Source organism: Candidatus Flexicrinis affinis (genome assembly GCA_016716525.1).
In the GTDB taxonomy this organism is placed as follows: domain Bacteria; phylum Chloroflexota; class Anaerolineae; order Aggregatilineales; family Phototrophicaceae; genus Flexicrinis; species Flexicrinis affinis.
In genome coordinates this window covers 338,375-353,654 of record JADJWE010000009.1, presented here as the reverse complement: position 1 = coordinate 353,654, position 15,280 = coordinate 338,375, and the positions used below count along the sequence as shown (strand labels likewise).

10 protein-coding genes are annotated in these 15,280 nt (G+C 63.6%); 3 read left to right on the top strand and 7 right to left on the bottom strand.

Annotated elements, in window-relative coordinates:
* Positions 1-122: 122 nt before the first annotated feature.
* The gene (locus IPM16_20790) at positions 123-1,298 is read left to right on the top strand and encodes a hypothetical protein (GenBank protein MBK9125543.1); all 1,176 of its coding nucleotides are present in this window, start codon (positions 123-125) and stop codon (positions 1,296-1,298) included.
* Positions 1,299-1,646: 348 nt separating this feature from the next.
* On the opposite strand, the gene IPM16_20785 is transcribed toward IPM16_20790, so the two are convergent.
* Positions 1,647-5,600, bottom strand: a complete 3,954-nt coding sequence (locus IPM16_20785) for a DNA-directed RNA polymerase subunit beta (GenBank protein MBK9125542.1) — start codon at positions 5,598-5,600, stop codon at positions 1,647-1,649.
* Positions 5,601-5,890: 290 nt separating this feature from the next.
* Positions 5,891-6,247, bottom strand: a complete 357-nt coding sequence (locus tag IPM16_20780) for an MmcQ/YjbR family DNA-binding protein (protein MBK9125541.1) — start codon at positions 6,245-6,247, stop codon at positions 5,891-5,893.
* A 156-nt stretch (positions 6,248-6,403) separates the two neighbouring features.
* Between IPM16_20780 and IPM16_20775 the strand changes: the two genes are divergently transcribed.
* Complete coding sequence (locus tag IPM16_20775) at positions 6,404-7,378, top strand: phosphotransferase (protein MBK9125540.1); 975 nt, start codon at positions 6,404-6,406, stop codon at positions 7,376-7,378.
* A 121-nt stretch (positions 7,379-7,499) separates the two neighbouring features.
* On the opposite strand, the gene IPM16_20770 is transcribed toward IPM16_20775, so the two are convergent.
* From IPM16_20770 to IPM16_20750, 5 genes are all read right to left on the bottom strand, one after another.
* On the bottom strand, positions 7,500-8,822 hold the full coding sequence (locus IPM16_20770) for an HTTM domain-containing protein (protein ID MBK9125539.1): 1,323 nt from the start codon (positions 8,820-8,822) through the stop codon (positions 7,500-7,502).
* A 90-nt stretch (positions 8,823-8,912) separates the two neighbouring features.
* Entirely contained in the window at positions 8,913-10,298 is a 1,386-nt protein-coding gene (locus tag IPM16_20765) for a thiol oxidoreductase (GenBank protein ID MBK9125538.1), read from the bottom strand.
* A 70-nt stretch (positions 10,299-10,368) separates the two neighbouring features.
* Positions 10,369-11,526, bottom strand: coding sequence for an iron-regulated protein (locus IPM16_20760; protein ID MBK9125537.1), 1,158 nt, complete (start codon positions 11,524-11,526; stop codon positions 10,369-10,371).
* Positions 11,527-11,726: 200 nt separating this feature from the next.
* A complete protein-coding gene (locus tag IPM16_20755) occupies positions 11,727-12,830 on the bottom strand; it encodes an imelysin family protein (protein ID MBK9125536.1) in 1,104 nt (367 codons plus the stop codon).
* 8 nt (positions 12,831-12,838) lie between these two features.
* On the bottom strand, positions 12,839-14,221 hold the full coding sequence (locus IPM16_20750; protein MBK9125535.1) for a thiol oxidoreductase: 1,383 nt from the start codon (positions 14,219-14,221) through the stop codon (positions 12,839-12,841).
* A 309-nt stretch (positions 14,222-14,530) separates the two neighbouring features.
* Here IPM16_20750 and IPM16_20745 point away from each other — a divergent pair, with 309 nt between their 5' ends.
* Entirely contained in the window at positions 14,531-15,277 is a 747-nt protein-coding gene (locus tag IPM16_20745; protein MBK9125534.1) for a metallophosphoesterase family protein, read from the top strand.
* The last annotated feature ends 3 nt before the right edge of the window (positions 15,278-15,280 follow it).

Sequence of the window (15,280 nt, the reverse complement as noted above, 5' to 3'; positions counted from 1 at the left end):
GACACCATCGACACCAGCAAATCCTGAACCTGTGGCGCTATTGCTCATAGTCGACCAGTTCACCGGACTTGATCCTGAACACCGAATTGGGACGAGCTCGAGAGGGATGTTGAACAGCGCCTATGTCGTCGATCTTGTTCGATCCTACGGCCAAGTCAACTGAGACTCAGGTGCAAATCCAGGCGATGCTGATGCTATGCTTCAGTGACATCGAAAGTATTGCAGAGGAGCATGGCGGCGGCCTGAGCGAGGGAGAGACCTGTGCCGTGCATCTGCCTGAGTTCGGTGTCGATGGTACGGGCAACTATACTATCACCGGCGCGGGGCCGGGGGCGCCGCACCCGCATGGCGAGATCGTCAATGCGGCGATCCTCAACGCCGTTGCGGCCTACGCGCCGGACAAACTCGAGATTTCCAGCCTTGCCGTCCCCGAGGACTACTTCATTGGGGCGTTTGACACCAGTTTGAGTGACATCCTCGGCATCGAGGTCATCCATGTCGACGTGCAGAGCTACGACCTCGACGTGATCAACCAGCAGATCGCCGGCTATCTGGACGGCACCACCCGCCCCGAATTGGGCGACATCCCGTGGATCGTCAATGCCAGCTTCGCCGTCGTGCCGTGCAGCGAAATCGCGACGCTGGAAGCCTACACCGACGCGTTGTTCGCGCTGGACGCGCTAATCGACGACGCCAACCCGGCCAAGATCGTCGTCTTCCAGCATGTCGTCAAGACGGTCACCGAGCGCGTCAAGATCGCGACCGAGGCGGGCGGAAACTTGTGCGGGGCGTTTGTCGATGGGTCGAACGTATTCGTCAATCCGGACGCCGAATCTGGATCGTGCGGTTATCTGAAAGAACTGATCTCGCAGGCCAACGTGTTTATCGCGGCGGCGGGCAACGCCGGGCTGGAATACCCGTTCTATCCGGCGTCCGAGCCGGCGGTGGTGAGCGTCAGCGCGACGGCCGAGGACGTGCCATTCCTCGCGTTCCAGAAGGCGCTCAACTGCGTGACGGATTCCGACGGCAACCCGCTATGCTCGAACTGGGGCGAGGTGCTGATGCCGGGACAGGTGACGTATCAGGGCGACACGTACTTCGGCACATCGTTCGCCGCACCGCGCCTGAGCCTGCGCCTTGCGGTCTACCTGGCGCGTTTCGGCGCGAACGAGTGCCAACTGATGACCGAGCCGTTCGACAACGTGCTGCTGCGCGTACTGCCGTATATCACGCTGTCGACGGTACAGCGGCAGTGCGGGGAGTTAAATCAGGTGCGCTGGAACGTGTTCAAGGATTAGGGGGAGAACCTCACCCCCGGCCCCTCTCCCGAAGAGACGGGAGAAAGATGCGATAGTGTGAGTCCCCTCGCCGAGACGGAGACGAGACTTAGGAGTGAGGTTCTTGCGGGCGATCCGGCGGGTCGCCGCTACGACCGAGACAGCGAGGTTGGCGGTCGCGCTATACGGCGACATGAATTGTGTACCGGGTCACCACCACGGCCCACATTGTATGTGGACAGGATCGATTACGTCCACGTGACGGCTGACGCCTGACGACTGGCAGCTAGAAAACAAAAGCCGGCGGGTTTCCCCACCGGCTACTGTTTTCAACTTTCAACTGACGACTGACTCCTGACGACTTCTCTGCTAGTCGAGCAGATCGGTCGGGCTGGGCGTATAGGTCGTCTGCGGCTTCTGCTGCTGGGCCGCGCGCAGGTCGTCTTCCTTACCGAAGGTGATCGTCTCACCGTCTTCGGTGATCGCTTCCACCGACAGACCCAGCGACTGGAGTTCCTTCACCAGCACGCGGAAGCTCGACGGGATACCCGGGTCCTGAATTGGCTCGCCCTTGACGATCGCTTCGTAGGTGCTGATGCGCCCCTGCACGTCGTCGGACTTGACCGTCAGCATTTCCTGCAGCGTGTAGGCCGCGCCGTAGGCTTCCAGCGCCCACACTTCCATCTCGCCGAGACGCTGGCCGCCGAACTGTGCCTTACCGCCGAGCGGCTGCTGCGTCACCAGCGAGTACGGGCCGGTCGAACGGGCATGCACCTTGTCCTCGACCAAGTGCGCCAGCTTGAGCATGTGCACATAGCCGACTGCCACCGAGTTGTCGAACGGTTCGCCGGTGCGGCCATCGTACAGGGTCATCTTGCCGTAGTGCGGCAGCGGAACGCCCGTGGCGAACATCACGCGGTCGGCGATTGCATACAGGTCGGCGTTGGTCGCGTTGGCGGGGATCTTCGCGCTCGGATCGTACAGCTTGATCCACTCGGTCAGCGACACGGCGATGGCGTTGGCTTCGATCTCGTCGCGCTTCTCGGGCCGGACGCCTTCGGTGTCGAACATCAGCGTCAGGTCCGGATTGTAGCCCTTCTCGCGCAGCCATTCGGCCAGCGCGGCGCGCCGGCGCAGCACCTGACTCTCGAGAATCTGCTGCGAGTCGTAGGCCGGGTTGTCCTTCAGCCATTCGAAGATGTACAGCTTGCGCACTTCTTCGTCGTCTTCGAGGTCGGTATCGCCGTAGTTGTACTGCTTGATCCACTCCCACGCGCGCTCGGTGATCTGGTCCCACACGAAGTCGATCAGCCATGCGCGGCCGAGTTCGGCGCGGATGTCGTCTTCCATGGCACCGTCGAACACCGGCGTAATGGCGCGGAAGCCGAGCCGGTCGGCCGCCCAGCCGAGGTGTAGTTCGAGCACCTGACCGAGGTTCATGCGGCCCGGGACGCCGGTCGGGTTGAGAATGATCTGTACCGGCGTGCCGTCTTCGAGGTACGGCATGTCTTCAAGGGCGACGATACGGCTGACGATACCCTTATTGCCGTGACGGCCGGCCATCTTATCACCGACGGTCAGCTTGCGGCGCTGGGCGACAGCCACGCGCACCATCTTCTCGACGCCGGCGGGCAGATCGCGGTGCTCTTCGCGGGTGAACGTCTTGACGTCCACGACCTTGCCGCGCTCGCCGTGCGGCAGGCGAAGCGACGAGTCCTTGACCTCGCGGGCCTGCTCGCCGAAGATCGCGCGCAGCAGCTTCTCCTCGGGGCTCAGCTCGCGCTCGCCCTTCGGCGTGATCTTGCCGACGAGGATATCGTTCGGGCCGACTTCGGCACCAATGCGCACGATGCCGAACTCGTCGAGGTCCTTGAGCGCCTCTTCGCCGACGTTGGGGATGTCGTAGGTGATTTCTTCGCTGCCGAGCTTGGTCTCGCGGGCTTCCACCTCGTGCTTTTCGATGTGGATGCTCGTGAACATATCCTTGCGCAGCATTTCTTCGCTGATCAGCAGCGCATCTTCGTAGTTACCGCCGTCCCAGCACAGGAACGCCGCGACCACGTTATGGCCGAGCGCAAGGCTGCCCTTGTAAGTCGAGCTGCTGTCGGCCAGCACGTCGCCGCGTTTGACCAACTGGCCTTTGCGCACGATCGGCTTCTGGTCGATGCAGGTCGACTGGTTGCTGCGGTTGTACTTGCGCAGCGTATAGACGATGTCCTCGCCGTCCTCGGTGCGAACGACCACGCGGTCGCCCTGTACGCTGACGACTTCGCCGTCGTACTCGGTGCGCAGGATCTGGCCGCTGTCGAGCGCCGCGACCGCTTCCATGCCGGTCGAGACGATTGGCAGGTCGGGGTCGAGCAGCGGGACGGCCTGACTCTGCATGTTCGAACCCATCAGGGCGCGGTTGGCGTCGTCATGCTCGAGGAACGGGATGAGCGCGGCGCTGATACCCACGATCTGGCGTGGTGCGATGTCGATGTAGTCGACGCGGTTGGTCGGCAGCATCTTGAAGTCTTGGTTGTGGCGGGCCGACACACGGCTGACGGTGATCTGGCCGAGTTCGTCGGTCGGGGTGTCCGCCTGCGCGATGACGAAGTCGTCTTCCTCGTCGGCCGGCAGGTAGAAGCTGTTCGGGTCAACGAACGGCACGACCGGCACGTCCTCGATCTTGGACTTCTTGAGCGTCTTGACGACCGCCTCGTCGATGACCGTCCCCTCTTCGACGATGACATCGCCCTTGCTGTTTTCGATGTCCTCGCGGATCGAGCGCCCCATTAGGCGCGCGTCGTCCAGCTTGAGGGTGCGAACGACACGGCGGTACGGCGTCTCGATGAAGCCGTACTGATTGACTTTCGCATAGCTGGCGAGGCGGCCGATCAGACCGATGTTCGGGCCTTCCGGCGTCTCGATCGGGCAGATGCGCCCGTAATGGCTGTGATGCACGTCGCGGACGTCGAAACCCGCGCGTTCGCGGCGCAGACCGCCGGGGCCGAGCGCGGAAAGCGTACGCTTGTGGCGCAGCTCGCTCAGCGGGTTGGTCTGTTCCATGAACTGCGACAACTGCGACGACCCGAAGAATTCGCGGATGGCCGCGACGATCGGGCGGATGTTTATGAGCGTGCCGGGAGTCGGATTTTCCTGCTCCTTGGTGCTCATGCGCTCCTTGATGACGCGTTCGGCGCGGCGCAGGCCGACCCGCAGCTTGTTCTGAATCAGCTCGCCCACCGTCTTGACGCGGCGGTTGCCGAGGTGGTCGATGTCGTCGCGCTTCTGCTTCCCGGTGTTGATCAGGATCATGTGGCGTACGAGGTTAATGATATCGCGCTTGGTAATGGTGCGAATCTTCTGCGGCACTTCGCCCTGCAGGCCGAGGCGCTTGTTGAGCTTGTAGCGGCCGACGCGCTCGAGGTCGTAGCGGCGCTGATCGAACAACTGCTGTTCGAGGTACTCGCGCGCGTTGTCAAGCGTCGGCGGATCGCCCGGGCGCATCTTCTTGTAGAACTCGATCAACGAGGCCTGAGCAATCGTCTGGTCCTTCGGACCCTTCTGAAGGTCGGTCTCGGTCTCAATCGTCTTGGAGATGAAGTGGTGGCTCTCATCCGTGTCGATGTCGGCGAACAGCGCGAGGATTTCCTCGTCCGAGCCGTCCTTGATCGGGGATTCGCCACTGCCGGTCGTTTCCATCTCGTCGCGCACGGCGGCCAACGCGCGCAGGAGCGTCGTCACCGGCACGGTGCGCTTACGGTTGAATTTGAGGACGAGCGCGTCGCTCTTGCGGGTCTCGAACTCCATCCACGCGCCGCGGTCGGGGATCAGCTTGCTGAAGGCCAGCTTGCGGCCCGTGCTGCGATCCTCTTCCGTCTCGAAATAGACGCCGGGCGAGCGGATCAACTGGCTGACAACCACGCGCTCGGTGCCGTTAATAATGAAGGTACCCTTGTCGGTCATGAGCGGGAACTCGCCCATGAAAATCTCGCTGGTGGTCACTTCGCCGCCGGCGTCGCGGTTTTCGAGGGCCACCTTGGCATACAGCGACACGGAATAGCTCATGTCGCGCTCGAGGCACAGTTCCCGGCTGTACTTCGGCTCTTCGTACCAGAATTTGAGGTCGAACTGCTTTGACTCGGGGCGGTTGCTGGGGAAATGCAAGCGGAGGTTGCCGTTGTAGCTCTCGATCGGCGTGATCTCGTCGAAAAGCTCCAACAGCCCTTCGGTCAAGAACCACTGGAACGACTCGAGCTGAATATCAATGAGCGATGGCAGCTCCTGAACGTCGAGCGTTCGGGCGTAGTTCTTGGTGTTGAAATACTCGTTATTCAACGCGCTGCTCCTTAACACTGGCAAACGCTAGCCAATACCCGGCGGCGCCGTGCCGCGGCAGTGGACAGAGACGACAAAACAACGGTCAGTCTAAGACCGTTGTGTCGGACACTGTGGAAAAATGACTGATGTCTGGACTTCTCATCCTTGCGCCGGAACGCACCCACCGGGAAAGTGCGTAATGGGCATTATACGCCGCGTGGCGCGCCGGTGTCAAGCGCGTAGGATGAGAAGTCGAACGTTAACAAAGGCCGTCAAACGGGGTGTTTCAGCGTGCCTCCGCGCGGCAATCACCGGGCATCGTACGCCTTCACGAGTTTCTTCGGAGCGCGGCGGCGCCATGCCTTTTCGATGATATCGCGCAGTGTGCGATCGTCGGTTTCGGCCAAGCGCACCAGCACTGCTGGCCAGCCGCGGAAGTGTTCGGTGATGAAGAAGATTTCCGGTTCGGTCGCCAGCAGCATTTCACGCGTATCCAGATCGACCGATACGATCAGCGTGTCATTGTCCTTCATTTGGAAGAGGTACTTGCCGTTGACTTTGAGCGACGGTGTGCCGAACGTGGTCGACTCCTCCACGCCGGGCATCGCCAATGCGATGTCACGAACACGGTCGAACGGGTCACGGGAGAAGTCATCCTGTGCCACAATAGCACCCTTGTTCTAGTTCGCAGTTTCCATTATAGCCGGTTTCTCCATGTCTGGAACCGTATCCGCTGGCGCACCGCCGGTGTCGCGGATTGGTGTGTGCAAACTGGTGCTACACTCAGTGTCGCATCGGCTGACATTCGATCGAAAGCGCGCATGTCTACCCCACCCCCGCCGCCGGCCCGTGGCGCCCGTCTCGAATGGAGCGCAATCCCCGCCAGCATCCGCGCCAATATCGAAGCGCGGTTGGGTTCGCCGGTCGTAGCCGCGCATACGCAGCCCGGCGGATTTTCGCCCGGGGTCGCCGCGCGACTGCGCACTGCAGACGGCCAACGCGTATTCGTCAAAGCCGTCGGGCCGCAGCCTAACCCCGATTCGCCGGCTATCCATCGCCAAGAAGCGCGCATCACCGCAATGCTGCCGCCGACCGCGCCCGTGCCGCGCTTGCGCTGGTCGATCGACGACGCCGAGACCGGGTGGGTCGTGCTGGCACTGGATGAGATTGACGGCCGACACCCGCACGAACCGTGGCAAGCCGATGATCTCGATCGCGTCGTACGTGGCATGATCGACCTGTCCGAGCAGTTGACGCCGTCGCCGCTGCCGATCGGGGCTGTGGACCCGATCGGGTTGACCATCGGCACGCGAATCGCGGGTTGGCGTCTCCTGCTCGAAGGCGATCCGGCCCAGCGTGACGTGCTGGATGCGTGGTCGCGGCGCCACCTCGAAGCGGCCGCAGATCTCGAATCCCGCGCCAGCGCCGCCACTACCGGAGACACGCTCCTCAATTTCGACATACGGGCCGACAACATCCTCATTTCGAATGAGCGCGTGTGGTTCCTTGACTGGCCTTGGGGGCAAGTCGGCGCAGCGTGGATCGACATCCTCGCGTTCGCCCCAAGCGTGACGATGCAAGGCGGCCCTCCGCCGGAAGACGTGGCGATCCGGCATCCTGCATTTCGCCAAGCCGACCCCGACCGGGTGAACGCAGTCCTTGCTGCAGTATCCGGCATGTTCACCGAAAGGTCGCTGAGGCCGCCGCCGCCGGGCTTGCCCACGCTACGCGAATTTCAGGCGGCGCTCGGCGTCGTATCGCGCGCATGGCTGGCCTATCGCACCGGATGGCAGTGATAGTGGGGCGCTGCCTCAAACCCCGCTACAAGGCTTTCGCCCTCTGGACCCTTCCACAGAGATGGGGTCAAGGGGTGCAAATACCTTGTGGAGGCGTGGAGGCAAAGCTTCCGCAGGACAATCAATCGGTCGCCAGCGGCACGATCCAGTCGGCCGGCAACAGCGACGGCTGCACGCGGGCGAGGTCGCGCTCGGCATCGACGATCGGCTGACCGGGTCGGCCGTTCATGCTAACGTACGTTTCGGCGTACACGGCCGGCTCGCACTCGCAGATTGGCGCGAACTCGGCGGCCAGATGGTGCGCAAACTGCAAAATCATGTCCGGCTGGAAGCTCATCTGGTGTTCCTGCACGCGGGTCAGATAGTCGGACGGATAGACGATCCAGAAACGGTCCGTCGCCGGGTCTTCGACGCGGAACGTCACGGTGCCGTTCTTCTCGACCAACATGACGTGCCACGCGAAGCGGAAGCCCTCGTTGGTCCAGAGGTAGTTGCCGGGGTACAGCCAATGGCGCAGCGGCATCAGCACCTGCCACGCGAAAAACAACGCGACGGCGGGCGCCACCCAACGCGCGGGACGTACGACGCGATCCGGTTCAGCGGCAGGCAGCACGCGCCCGATCCGACCAAACAGCCAGCGCCAGTCGTCGGCGTCGAAGAAGACCAGCGTGCAGGCGATCATCACCCACGGAAACACGCCGATCGGGAACAGCAGCCCGGTCATGGTATGGAACCCGATGACCACGAGATACGCAACTGGGCGTGACCGCCGCCAGCTCAGCCAGAACGGGATCGTCAGGTCGAACGCCGCGCCCGCCCAGCTCATCGCGTGGGCGATCCACGGCTGATCGAAGAGCGGGCCGATCACCGGCATGCCGGCACTCGCGCGCAGCCAAATCCGCAGCGGTTGGGCGTCGATCAGCCAATCTGGGTTGAGCTTGGCGATCCCGGCGTACACGTACACGATCCCGAGCATGACGCGTGGCGCCGCCACCATCCACGCCGGCACGGTCGACGCGCGCAGGTCCGGGCGCCGCCGCACGTCCAGCGACAGCATCCGGTTTGCGGGAAGCGCTATCATCAGCAGGCTCATGACCGAGATGAAGTAGTAGTGGTTGAGGTAGTACGCGAGGTCGATCAGCTCGACGTACGTGAACAGCACGAAGAACGTAATGATCGCAGCGCGATAGAACAGGCCGAGGGCGATCAACGCGGCGCACACGCCGATGACGAGGAAGACTGCGTACATACCGGCGGGTGGCAGCGGACGCACCCAGTCGAACCCGAAGTACGTGAAGTGGTAGCCGGGCGCAACGTAGAACGCGTCGATCCAACCCAACGCCGCAAAGCGCACGGTGCTCAGCAGCATCAGCACGCCGAAGCCGACCCGAAAGACCGCCAGCGGCAGCAGTTCGGCCGGTCGCGTCAGGCGGTTGCGCAGCATCTCAGCCATACACGGTAACGCAAGCAGTTAGCACGGGCGACGCAGCGAGCGGACTCTCAGACTGGGGCGTCGAGCGACTCATCGCGAACCCTAGAATGACTCCAGCAAGGCGAGGAGTGCGGCGCGGTCGTCCGCGCTCATCGTGCGAAACGCTTCCGCCGAGGCCGCACCCTCGCCGCCATGCCACAGGATCGCCTCGGCCAGATTGCGCGCGCGGCCGTCGTGCAGGAAATAGGTGTGGCCGTTGACCGTCTCGATCAGGCCGATGCCCCACAGCGGCGGCGTGCGCCACTCGCGGCCTGTCGCCTCGAAATCCGGCGATCCGTCGGCCAGCCCCTCGCCCATGTCGTGCAGCAGCAGGTCGGTATAGGCGTGGATCGTCTGGTGCGACAGCGCCGGCACCTCGGGATGGATTCCTGTCGTGAGCGTCTCGACGTGGCACGTGCTGCACTGCGCTTCGACGAACAACACACGGCCACGCTGCACCAGCGGATCGTCGGCATTGCGCTGCGCGGGGACGGCCAGCGTTTGCGCATACAGCACGACCTTGAGCAAGTCGTCGTCGCTGATCTCCGGCATGCCGCCGTGGATCGCCGCTGTGCAGTCGGCTTGTACCGCGGTGCAGTTTTGCAGCGGCAGCAGCCCGGTGGTGATGCCGAGGTCGCCGTTGAACGCCGACGCTACCTGCTGCAGCAGATGCGGTTGATTGGCCTTCCAGCCGAACCGGCCCATCGCGCGGCGGTTGTTGTAGGCGTCCCACACCCAGTTCGGCCGGCCGCTGATTCCGTCGCCGTCGGCGTCGGTCGGGTCGGCCAGCGCCAGCAGCGTCTCCTCCGGCACCGCCTCCAACAGCCCGAGGCCGATCATCTGGTTGGCGACGCGCGGCGAGAACGTCATCTCGGGGTCGAGGTCGCCGTAGTTCAGGTTCTCGAGCGTGACGATCGGCTGACGCAGGCTGTACGGCGTGCCGTCCGCGTATTGGCCGGGGAGTTCGACGTACGTGATGCGCAGGTCGCCTTCGGCGGCGATGCGCTCGAGGGCATCGGTCTGGAACTGACCGCCGTAGTTCGGATCACCGAGGTACGCGCCGGACAGCGTACGCTCCGGGATCTTGAGACGCACGAGATAGCCGGTCGGTGCTTCACCGTCGAATTCCGGCGGACGACCGCGCCCGTCCTTGAAGTGGCAGCCCGCACACGAGCGCGAGTTGAACAGCGGCCCGAGGCCATCGCGCGCTTCGGTCGACGACGGCGCCGTCACCCAATTCTGGTTGAAGAACGAGTTGCCGACGAAGAACAACAGGCGCTGCTCGCGGCTCAGACCGGGGGTGTGAAACGAGAACGCGTTCGGCGTGTCGTTGAAGATCGTGGTCTGGCCGCCCTGGAGGGTTCGATCCGGGTCGTCCTGCGCGACGATGAGACCCGCCACACTTAGCGTGAGGCCGATCGACACCAGCACTGCTCTCAATAGCCGCATAGTGGATGTGCTCACTGTGCCTTATTGCATACCGAAGGGGAGCTGCGTGCGTGCCGCTCCCCAGCAAATCCTACTCCGGCAGGGCTGTGTTGATTGTCAGGCCCAGTTCGCTGCCCGCCTGCGCAAACAGGTCGCCGAGGTCTTGCAGCACGAATACGGTGTCCAGCACGATCGGGCGCTGATCGCTCAATACGATCGCCTGATCGAACGGCACATAGATCTCTTGTGTTAGCGTATCGGCATCGGCCAGCAGCGCGAGGATGTCGGCGTTCAGTGCCGGATCGACAGCCTCGATGACGTCGGCGATGCCCGCCCCGCTGACGACCGACCCGTCCAGCCGCGTATAGCTGCCGGTGTACACGTTGGCGATGCCCATGAAGTTCGTGATGATGTCGCGGTGCGTGTTGTCACTGAAGCACGAGTGCTCGTCTTCCTGATCGCGGTTGTCATACGCGACGAACATGCGCTCGCCACCCAACTCAGCCGTCGCCAACACACCAATACCGGTCAGCATGTTGGTCAGGGCGGCGTCCGGCGTCATGGCGAGGAATTCCGTACGGTAATTGTCCGGATCGTCCGGCGCCCACGCAGCGACCAGCATCTCGAGGTTTTCCACAAGCAGATCGGCGAGAATTGACAGGTACGCCGCGCGGCGTTCGGCGTTCGGCGCGGTCGTGTAGTCGGTATACGGGCGTCGACCGGCCGAATCGGCATACAGGTCCTGCCCCCACAGCAGAAACTCGATGGCGTGGTAGCCAGTGCTGATGTTCTCCTCGGCACCGACCTCGTTGAGCGATACGAGCAGCTCACGGGTGATTTCGGGGTAGTCGGCCACGTTGTTGATTATGCCGGCGTCCGGGTCGCCGTCGACGTAGTCGACATAGGCTTCGTCCAGCGGCCATGCGTTCAGCAGACCCTCGGGGCCGTCTGCGTCGTCGATCGGTCCGCCGTAGAAGCGGAACGCCTCGGTCTGGCCGTACGGCTCATTGGCCGCCAACCACGCGTCCTTCGCCGCAGCAAACGTCTCCTCGGTCGGCTCGGCGACAAACGCCCCGATCGCGTCGCGCAGGTCGAGCGCCGCGCTCAGCGAATCCTCGTAGCTGGCGAACACGATGTCCGCGTACGTCGACATCGCCTCGCGCTGCACCGCCTCCAGATCGGCATCCTGTGCCGAAGCCGCGCCAAACGCCAGCATCGCCAGCGCAATCAAGATCCAAGCTCGCTTCATTCCGTCCTCTCCTCGTAGATTCATGTTGGCGACCGGGCGATGCCCCGGAACCGTACCATAGGTTACGGGCAGGCCGCGCAGAACTCCACGCATCGCCTCAATCTTATAGTTCCGCCGCGCGAATTCGCAATGTGCGCACCGTTTCTAAGGACAGCGCACACGGTTAACCCGTTGATGTACCCAGGTTAATCGACTGCGCATCAGTCACCATCGCTGTCGCCAAACGTAATCGTGATGCCAAGCTGATTGGCCATGTCGGTCTTAGTCAACACGAGCAGGTTGCGCATCTCCGTATACAGGGTGAGCACGGCGTCAGGGTTTTGAACGATGGACTGCGCGAACGGCTCCTCGACGGCGTCGAGCGCCGCCGTGATGGCATCGAGCTGCGCGGCTAACACCGCCGAGAACGGCTCTCCGTTCAGCTCCGCGCCGATGAAGTCCATGTAGTCGGCCAGCGACGGTGCGGTTCCGCGCCCGTACACGATCTCACGGAACGTCTCCATGTTGGCCTGCAGGCGCCGGATTGACGTGCCGCTGTATGGCGATTCGACCAACTGCGGCTGCGGCGTGCCGCCGCTGCGATAACCGGCCGGGTCGCCGACGTGGAACTTGCCGATGTCCTCGACGTTGGCGATCATCTCGTTGATCACCATGCTCACCATGCCGCGCACGTTCGACAACTCGAACTCGTCGGCGATGAACCGGTCACCGTAATAGCCGTCGGTCCCCGGCGTCCACTGGACGACCAGTTCGTCGGCGATGCGGCGCATGTCGGCCGCGATCGACGCGGCGTAATCGCGCCGGTTTTGGACGGCGGCCAACGGCGGCAGCGGCCGGGCGAAGATCAGGTATTCGAGCGCCGAGAACCCCTTCGCCGGCGAACCGAGCGTTTCAACGAACAGCGTGTCGATCGTCCCCTCGGCCTGAAACGAGATCGCCTGCTCGATGCTTTGGACGTTGGTCGGGCTGCTGTCGAGCTGCGAGAGCAGCGGCATGACACGCTGCAAGCTGAAGAGCTGGATCCGTTCGTAGGCGACCACTGCGTCGACCCACGCCTCGCGGAACGCCGCCAGCGTGTCCTCGGTCGGATCGGCGTCGAACGCCAGTGCCGCCATCTCGAGTTCGGCGGCCTCGGCAGCGAAAGCTTCATGCAGCGGCAGGATTGTCTCGGTCAGCCATCCGGTGACCATCCCCTGCCGGTCGAAAGACTGCGCACGGGCGGATTGTCCTGCAAACAGGATTGCGAATACGGCAACAACGGCGGCAGCGGTGAGCGCGGCACCTCGGTAGGCGTGTCGGGTCATCAAGCGTCCTAGAACGACTCCATCAATGCGATCAAGGCTGCACGGTCGTCGGCGTTCATGGCGCGAAACGCCTCGGCGGAGAACTCGGCCTCGCCGCCGTGCCATAGGATCGCCTCGGCAAGGTCGCGCGCGCGGCCATCGTGGAGGTAGGTCGTGTGCCCGCTGACCGTCTCGAACAGACCGATTCCCCACAGCGGCGACGTGCGCCACTCGCGCGCCGACGCCTCGAACTCCGGCATACCGTCGGCCAAGCCTTCGCCCATGTCGTGCAGCAGCAGGTCAGTATACGGGTAAATCGTCTGATTCGACAACGCAGGCACTTCAGGATGGATGCTGGTTGTCAGGGCCGGCACGTGGCAGGTGTGGCACTGCGCCTCGAAGAACAAGGCGTATCCGCGCTGTACTTGCGGGTCGTCGGCGTTGCGCTGAGCCGGCACGGCTAACGTCTGCGTGTAGAGTACGACCTTGAGCAGGTTGTCGTCACTGATCTCCAACCCGCGATCCTCGGCGACCGTCCGCCCGACCTGCATCGGGCCATAATCCTCCGCAGACGCGAGGCTGTTGGTGACGCCGATTTCGCCGGCATAGGCCAGCGCAACCTCTTGCAGCAGGCTGGGCTGACCGGCTTTCCAGCCGAACCGGCCGAGCGTGCGCTGGTTATTGAGGATGTCCCACACCCAGTTGGGCCGCCCGCTGACCCCGTCTCCGTCGGCATCGGTCGGGTCGGCCAGCGCGAGGATCGTCTCCTCCGGCACGGCCTCAAGCAGTCCGAGGCCGATGAGCTGTGTCGCCACGCGCACCGTGACGACCGTGTCCGGGTGCAGATCGCCGTAGGCGAGATCAGCGACCGACACGATCGGCCTGCGCAGGGTGTACGGCGTGCCATCGGCGTACTGGCCGGGGATTTCCTCGTAGGTGATGCGCGTCGAGCCTTCCGGCGCGATGCCCTCCAGCGCCCCGGTATGCAGCAAGCCGCCGTAAACCGGGTCGCCGGCATAGCCGCCCGTCAGTCTGCGCTCAGGTTGCGATAGTATGGTGAGCATGCCGGTCGGCGCTTCGCTGTCGTAGACCGGCAAGCGCCCGCGACCGTCCTTGAAGTGGCACCCGGCGCACGAGCGTGCGGTATAGAACGGGCCGAGGCCGTCGCGCGATTGTGTGGTCGACGGCGCTGGCGCCCAGTTCTGCCGGAAGAACGAATTGCCCACGGCGAACAACAAGCGTTCGTCGCGGCTCAAGGCAGGCGACGGGAAGCCAAAGGCATTGGGCGTGTCGTTGAAGACAGTGGATCTGCCACCCAAGAGCGTACGGCTATGGCCGTCTTGAGCAAGGGTCAGCCCGGCGGCGCACAGCGCCAACCCGGCGATCAGGAAGATTCCGCGTAGGCGGAGCATTGCAATCTCGCCTTTCCGCTGCGACAGGAGGCGCAAGCGGAGCCGCGTCCTGTCCCGTCCGATGTTCTGGCACTGCGCGGCGAAGCGCGGGTCCGCCGCGCGGTGCGCGCCTGTGGGCCAAGCTGGGGCGCTGCCGTTATCCCCGGCAGGAGTTTGTACTCCTGCACCTCATGCAGCCTCTTACACTTCAGGTTACGGCGGAACGGCGAGGCTGTCCACAGACCGGCGATACCGCGCCCAAGCCAAGCCAACTGAACTATCCCGGTGTATCATCGAACCAGCGCTCCAATACCGATGGGAGACGACATCATGACTCGAGTCGCCGTCTTTTCAGACATGCACGGCAACGCCTTCGCGTTCGAGCACGTCCTCGCCGAAATCAGGCGCGAGTCGTGCGATCATCTGGTGTGCCTCGGCGACGTGATCTACGGCGGGCCGCAGCCTGCCGAGACGATCGCCTTGCTGCGCGACCTGCACTGCCCGGTCGTGCGTGGCAACACCGACGCGTGGTTCGCCGAACCCGCCTACCCCAACACCAACACCGACGAGCTGAACATCCCCGGCGTGTCCCCCAAGCGCGATTTCGCGCTGTCGCGCATGACCGACGCCGACCGCGCGTTCGTAGGTTCGTTTCAGCCGACCGTCGAAATCCCGCTCGACGGCGCGAACATGCTGCTGTGCTTCCACGGATCGCCGGCCTCGTACGACGACCAGATCCACCCGCACACGCCGTATGCCGAGGTAATGGAGATGCTGGAAGCGCATCTGCCGCGGATCATGTGCGGCGGGCACGTCCACACTCCGTTTCAGCGCCGGTTGGGCGACAGCGGCGCCTTCTTCTTCAACCCCGGCGCGGTGGGATTCGTCTTCAACCGTTCCCACGCCGAACAGCCGCACATGAACGCCTTCGCCGAATACGCCATCCTGACCATCGACGGCGCGCGAGTGTCGCTCGAGTTCCGCCGCGTTCCGTACGACCTCGACGCGTATGTCGACATCTATCGCCAGAGCGGACTGCCCAACGCTGAGCAGTTGATCGCGCAGTACCTCGGCTAGCGT

Excerpts from the sequence above, each read along its gene's own strand:
- IPM16_20790 (MBK9125543.1), top strand. The coding sequence starts at position 123 with ATGTCGTCGATCTTGTTCGATCCTACGGCCAAGTCAACTGAGACTCAG.
- IPM16_20775 (MBK9125540.1), top strand. The coding sequence starts at position 6,404 with ATGTCTACCCCACCCCCGCCGCCGGCCCGTGGCGCCCGTCTCGAATGG.
- IPM16_20770 (MBK9125539.1), bottom strand. The coding sequence starts at position 8,822 with ATGCTGCGCAACCGCCTGACGCGACCGGCCGAACTGCTGCCGCTGGCG.
- IPM16_20765 (MBK9125538.1), bottom strand. The coding sequence starts at position 10,298 with ATGCGGCTATTGAGAGCAGTGCTGGTGTCGATCGGCCTCACGCTAAGT.
- IPM16_20760 (MBK9125537.1), bottom strand. The coding sequence starts at position 11,526 with ATGAAGCGAGCTTGGATCTTGATTGCGCTGGCGATGCTGGCGTTTGGC.
- IPM16_20755 (MBK9125536.1), bottom strand. The coding sequence starts at position 12,830 with ATGACCCGACACGCCTACCGAGGTGCCGCGCTCACCGCTGCCGCCGTT.
- IPM16_20750 (MBK9125535.1), bottom strand. The coding sequence starts at position 14,221 with ATGCTCCGCCTACGCGGAATCTTCCTGATCGCCGGGTTGGCGCTGTGC.
- IPM16_20745 (MBK9125534.1), top strand. The coding sequence starts at position 14,531 with ATGACTCGAGTCGCCGTCTTTTCAGACATGCACGGCAACGCCTTCGCG.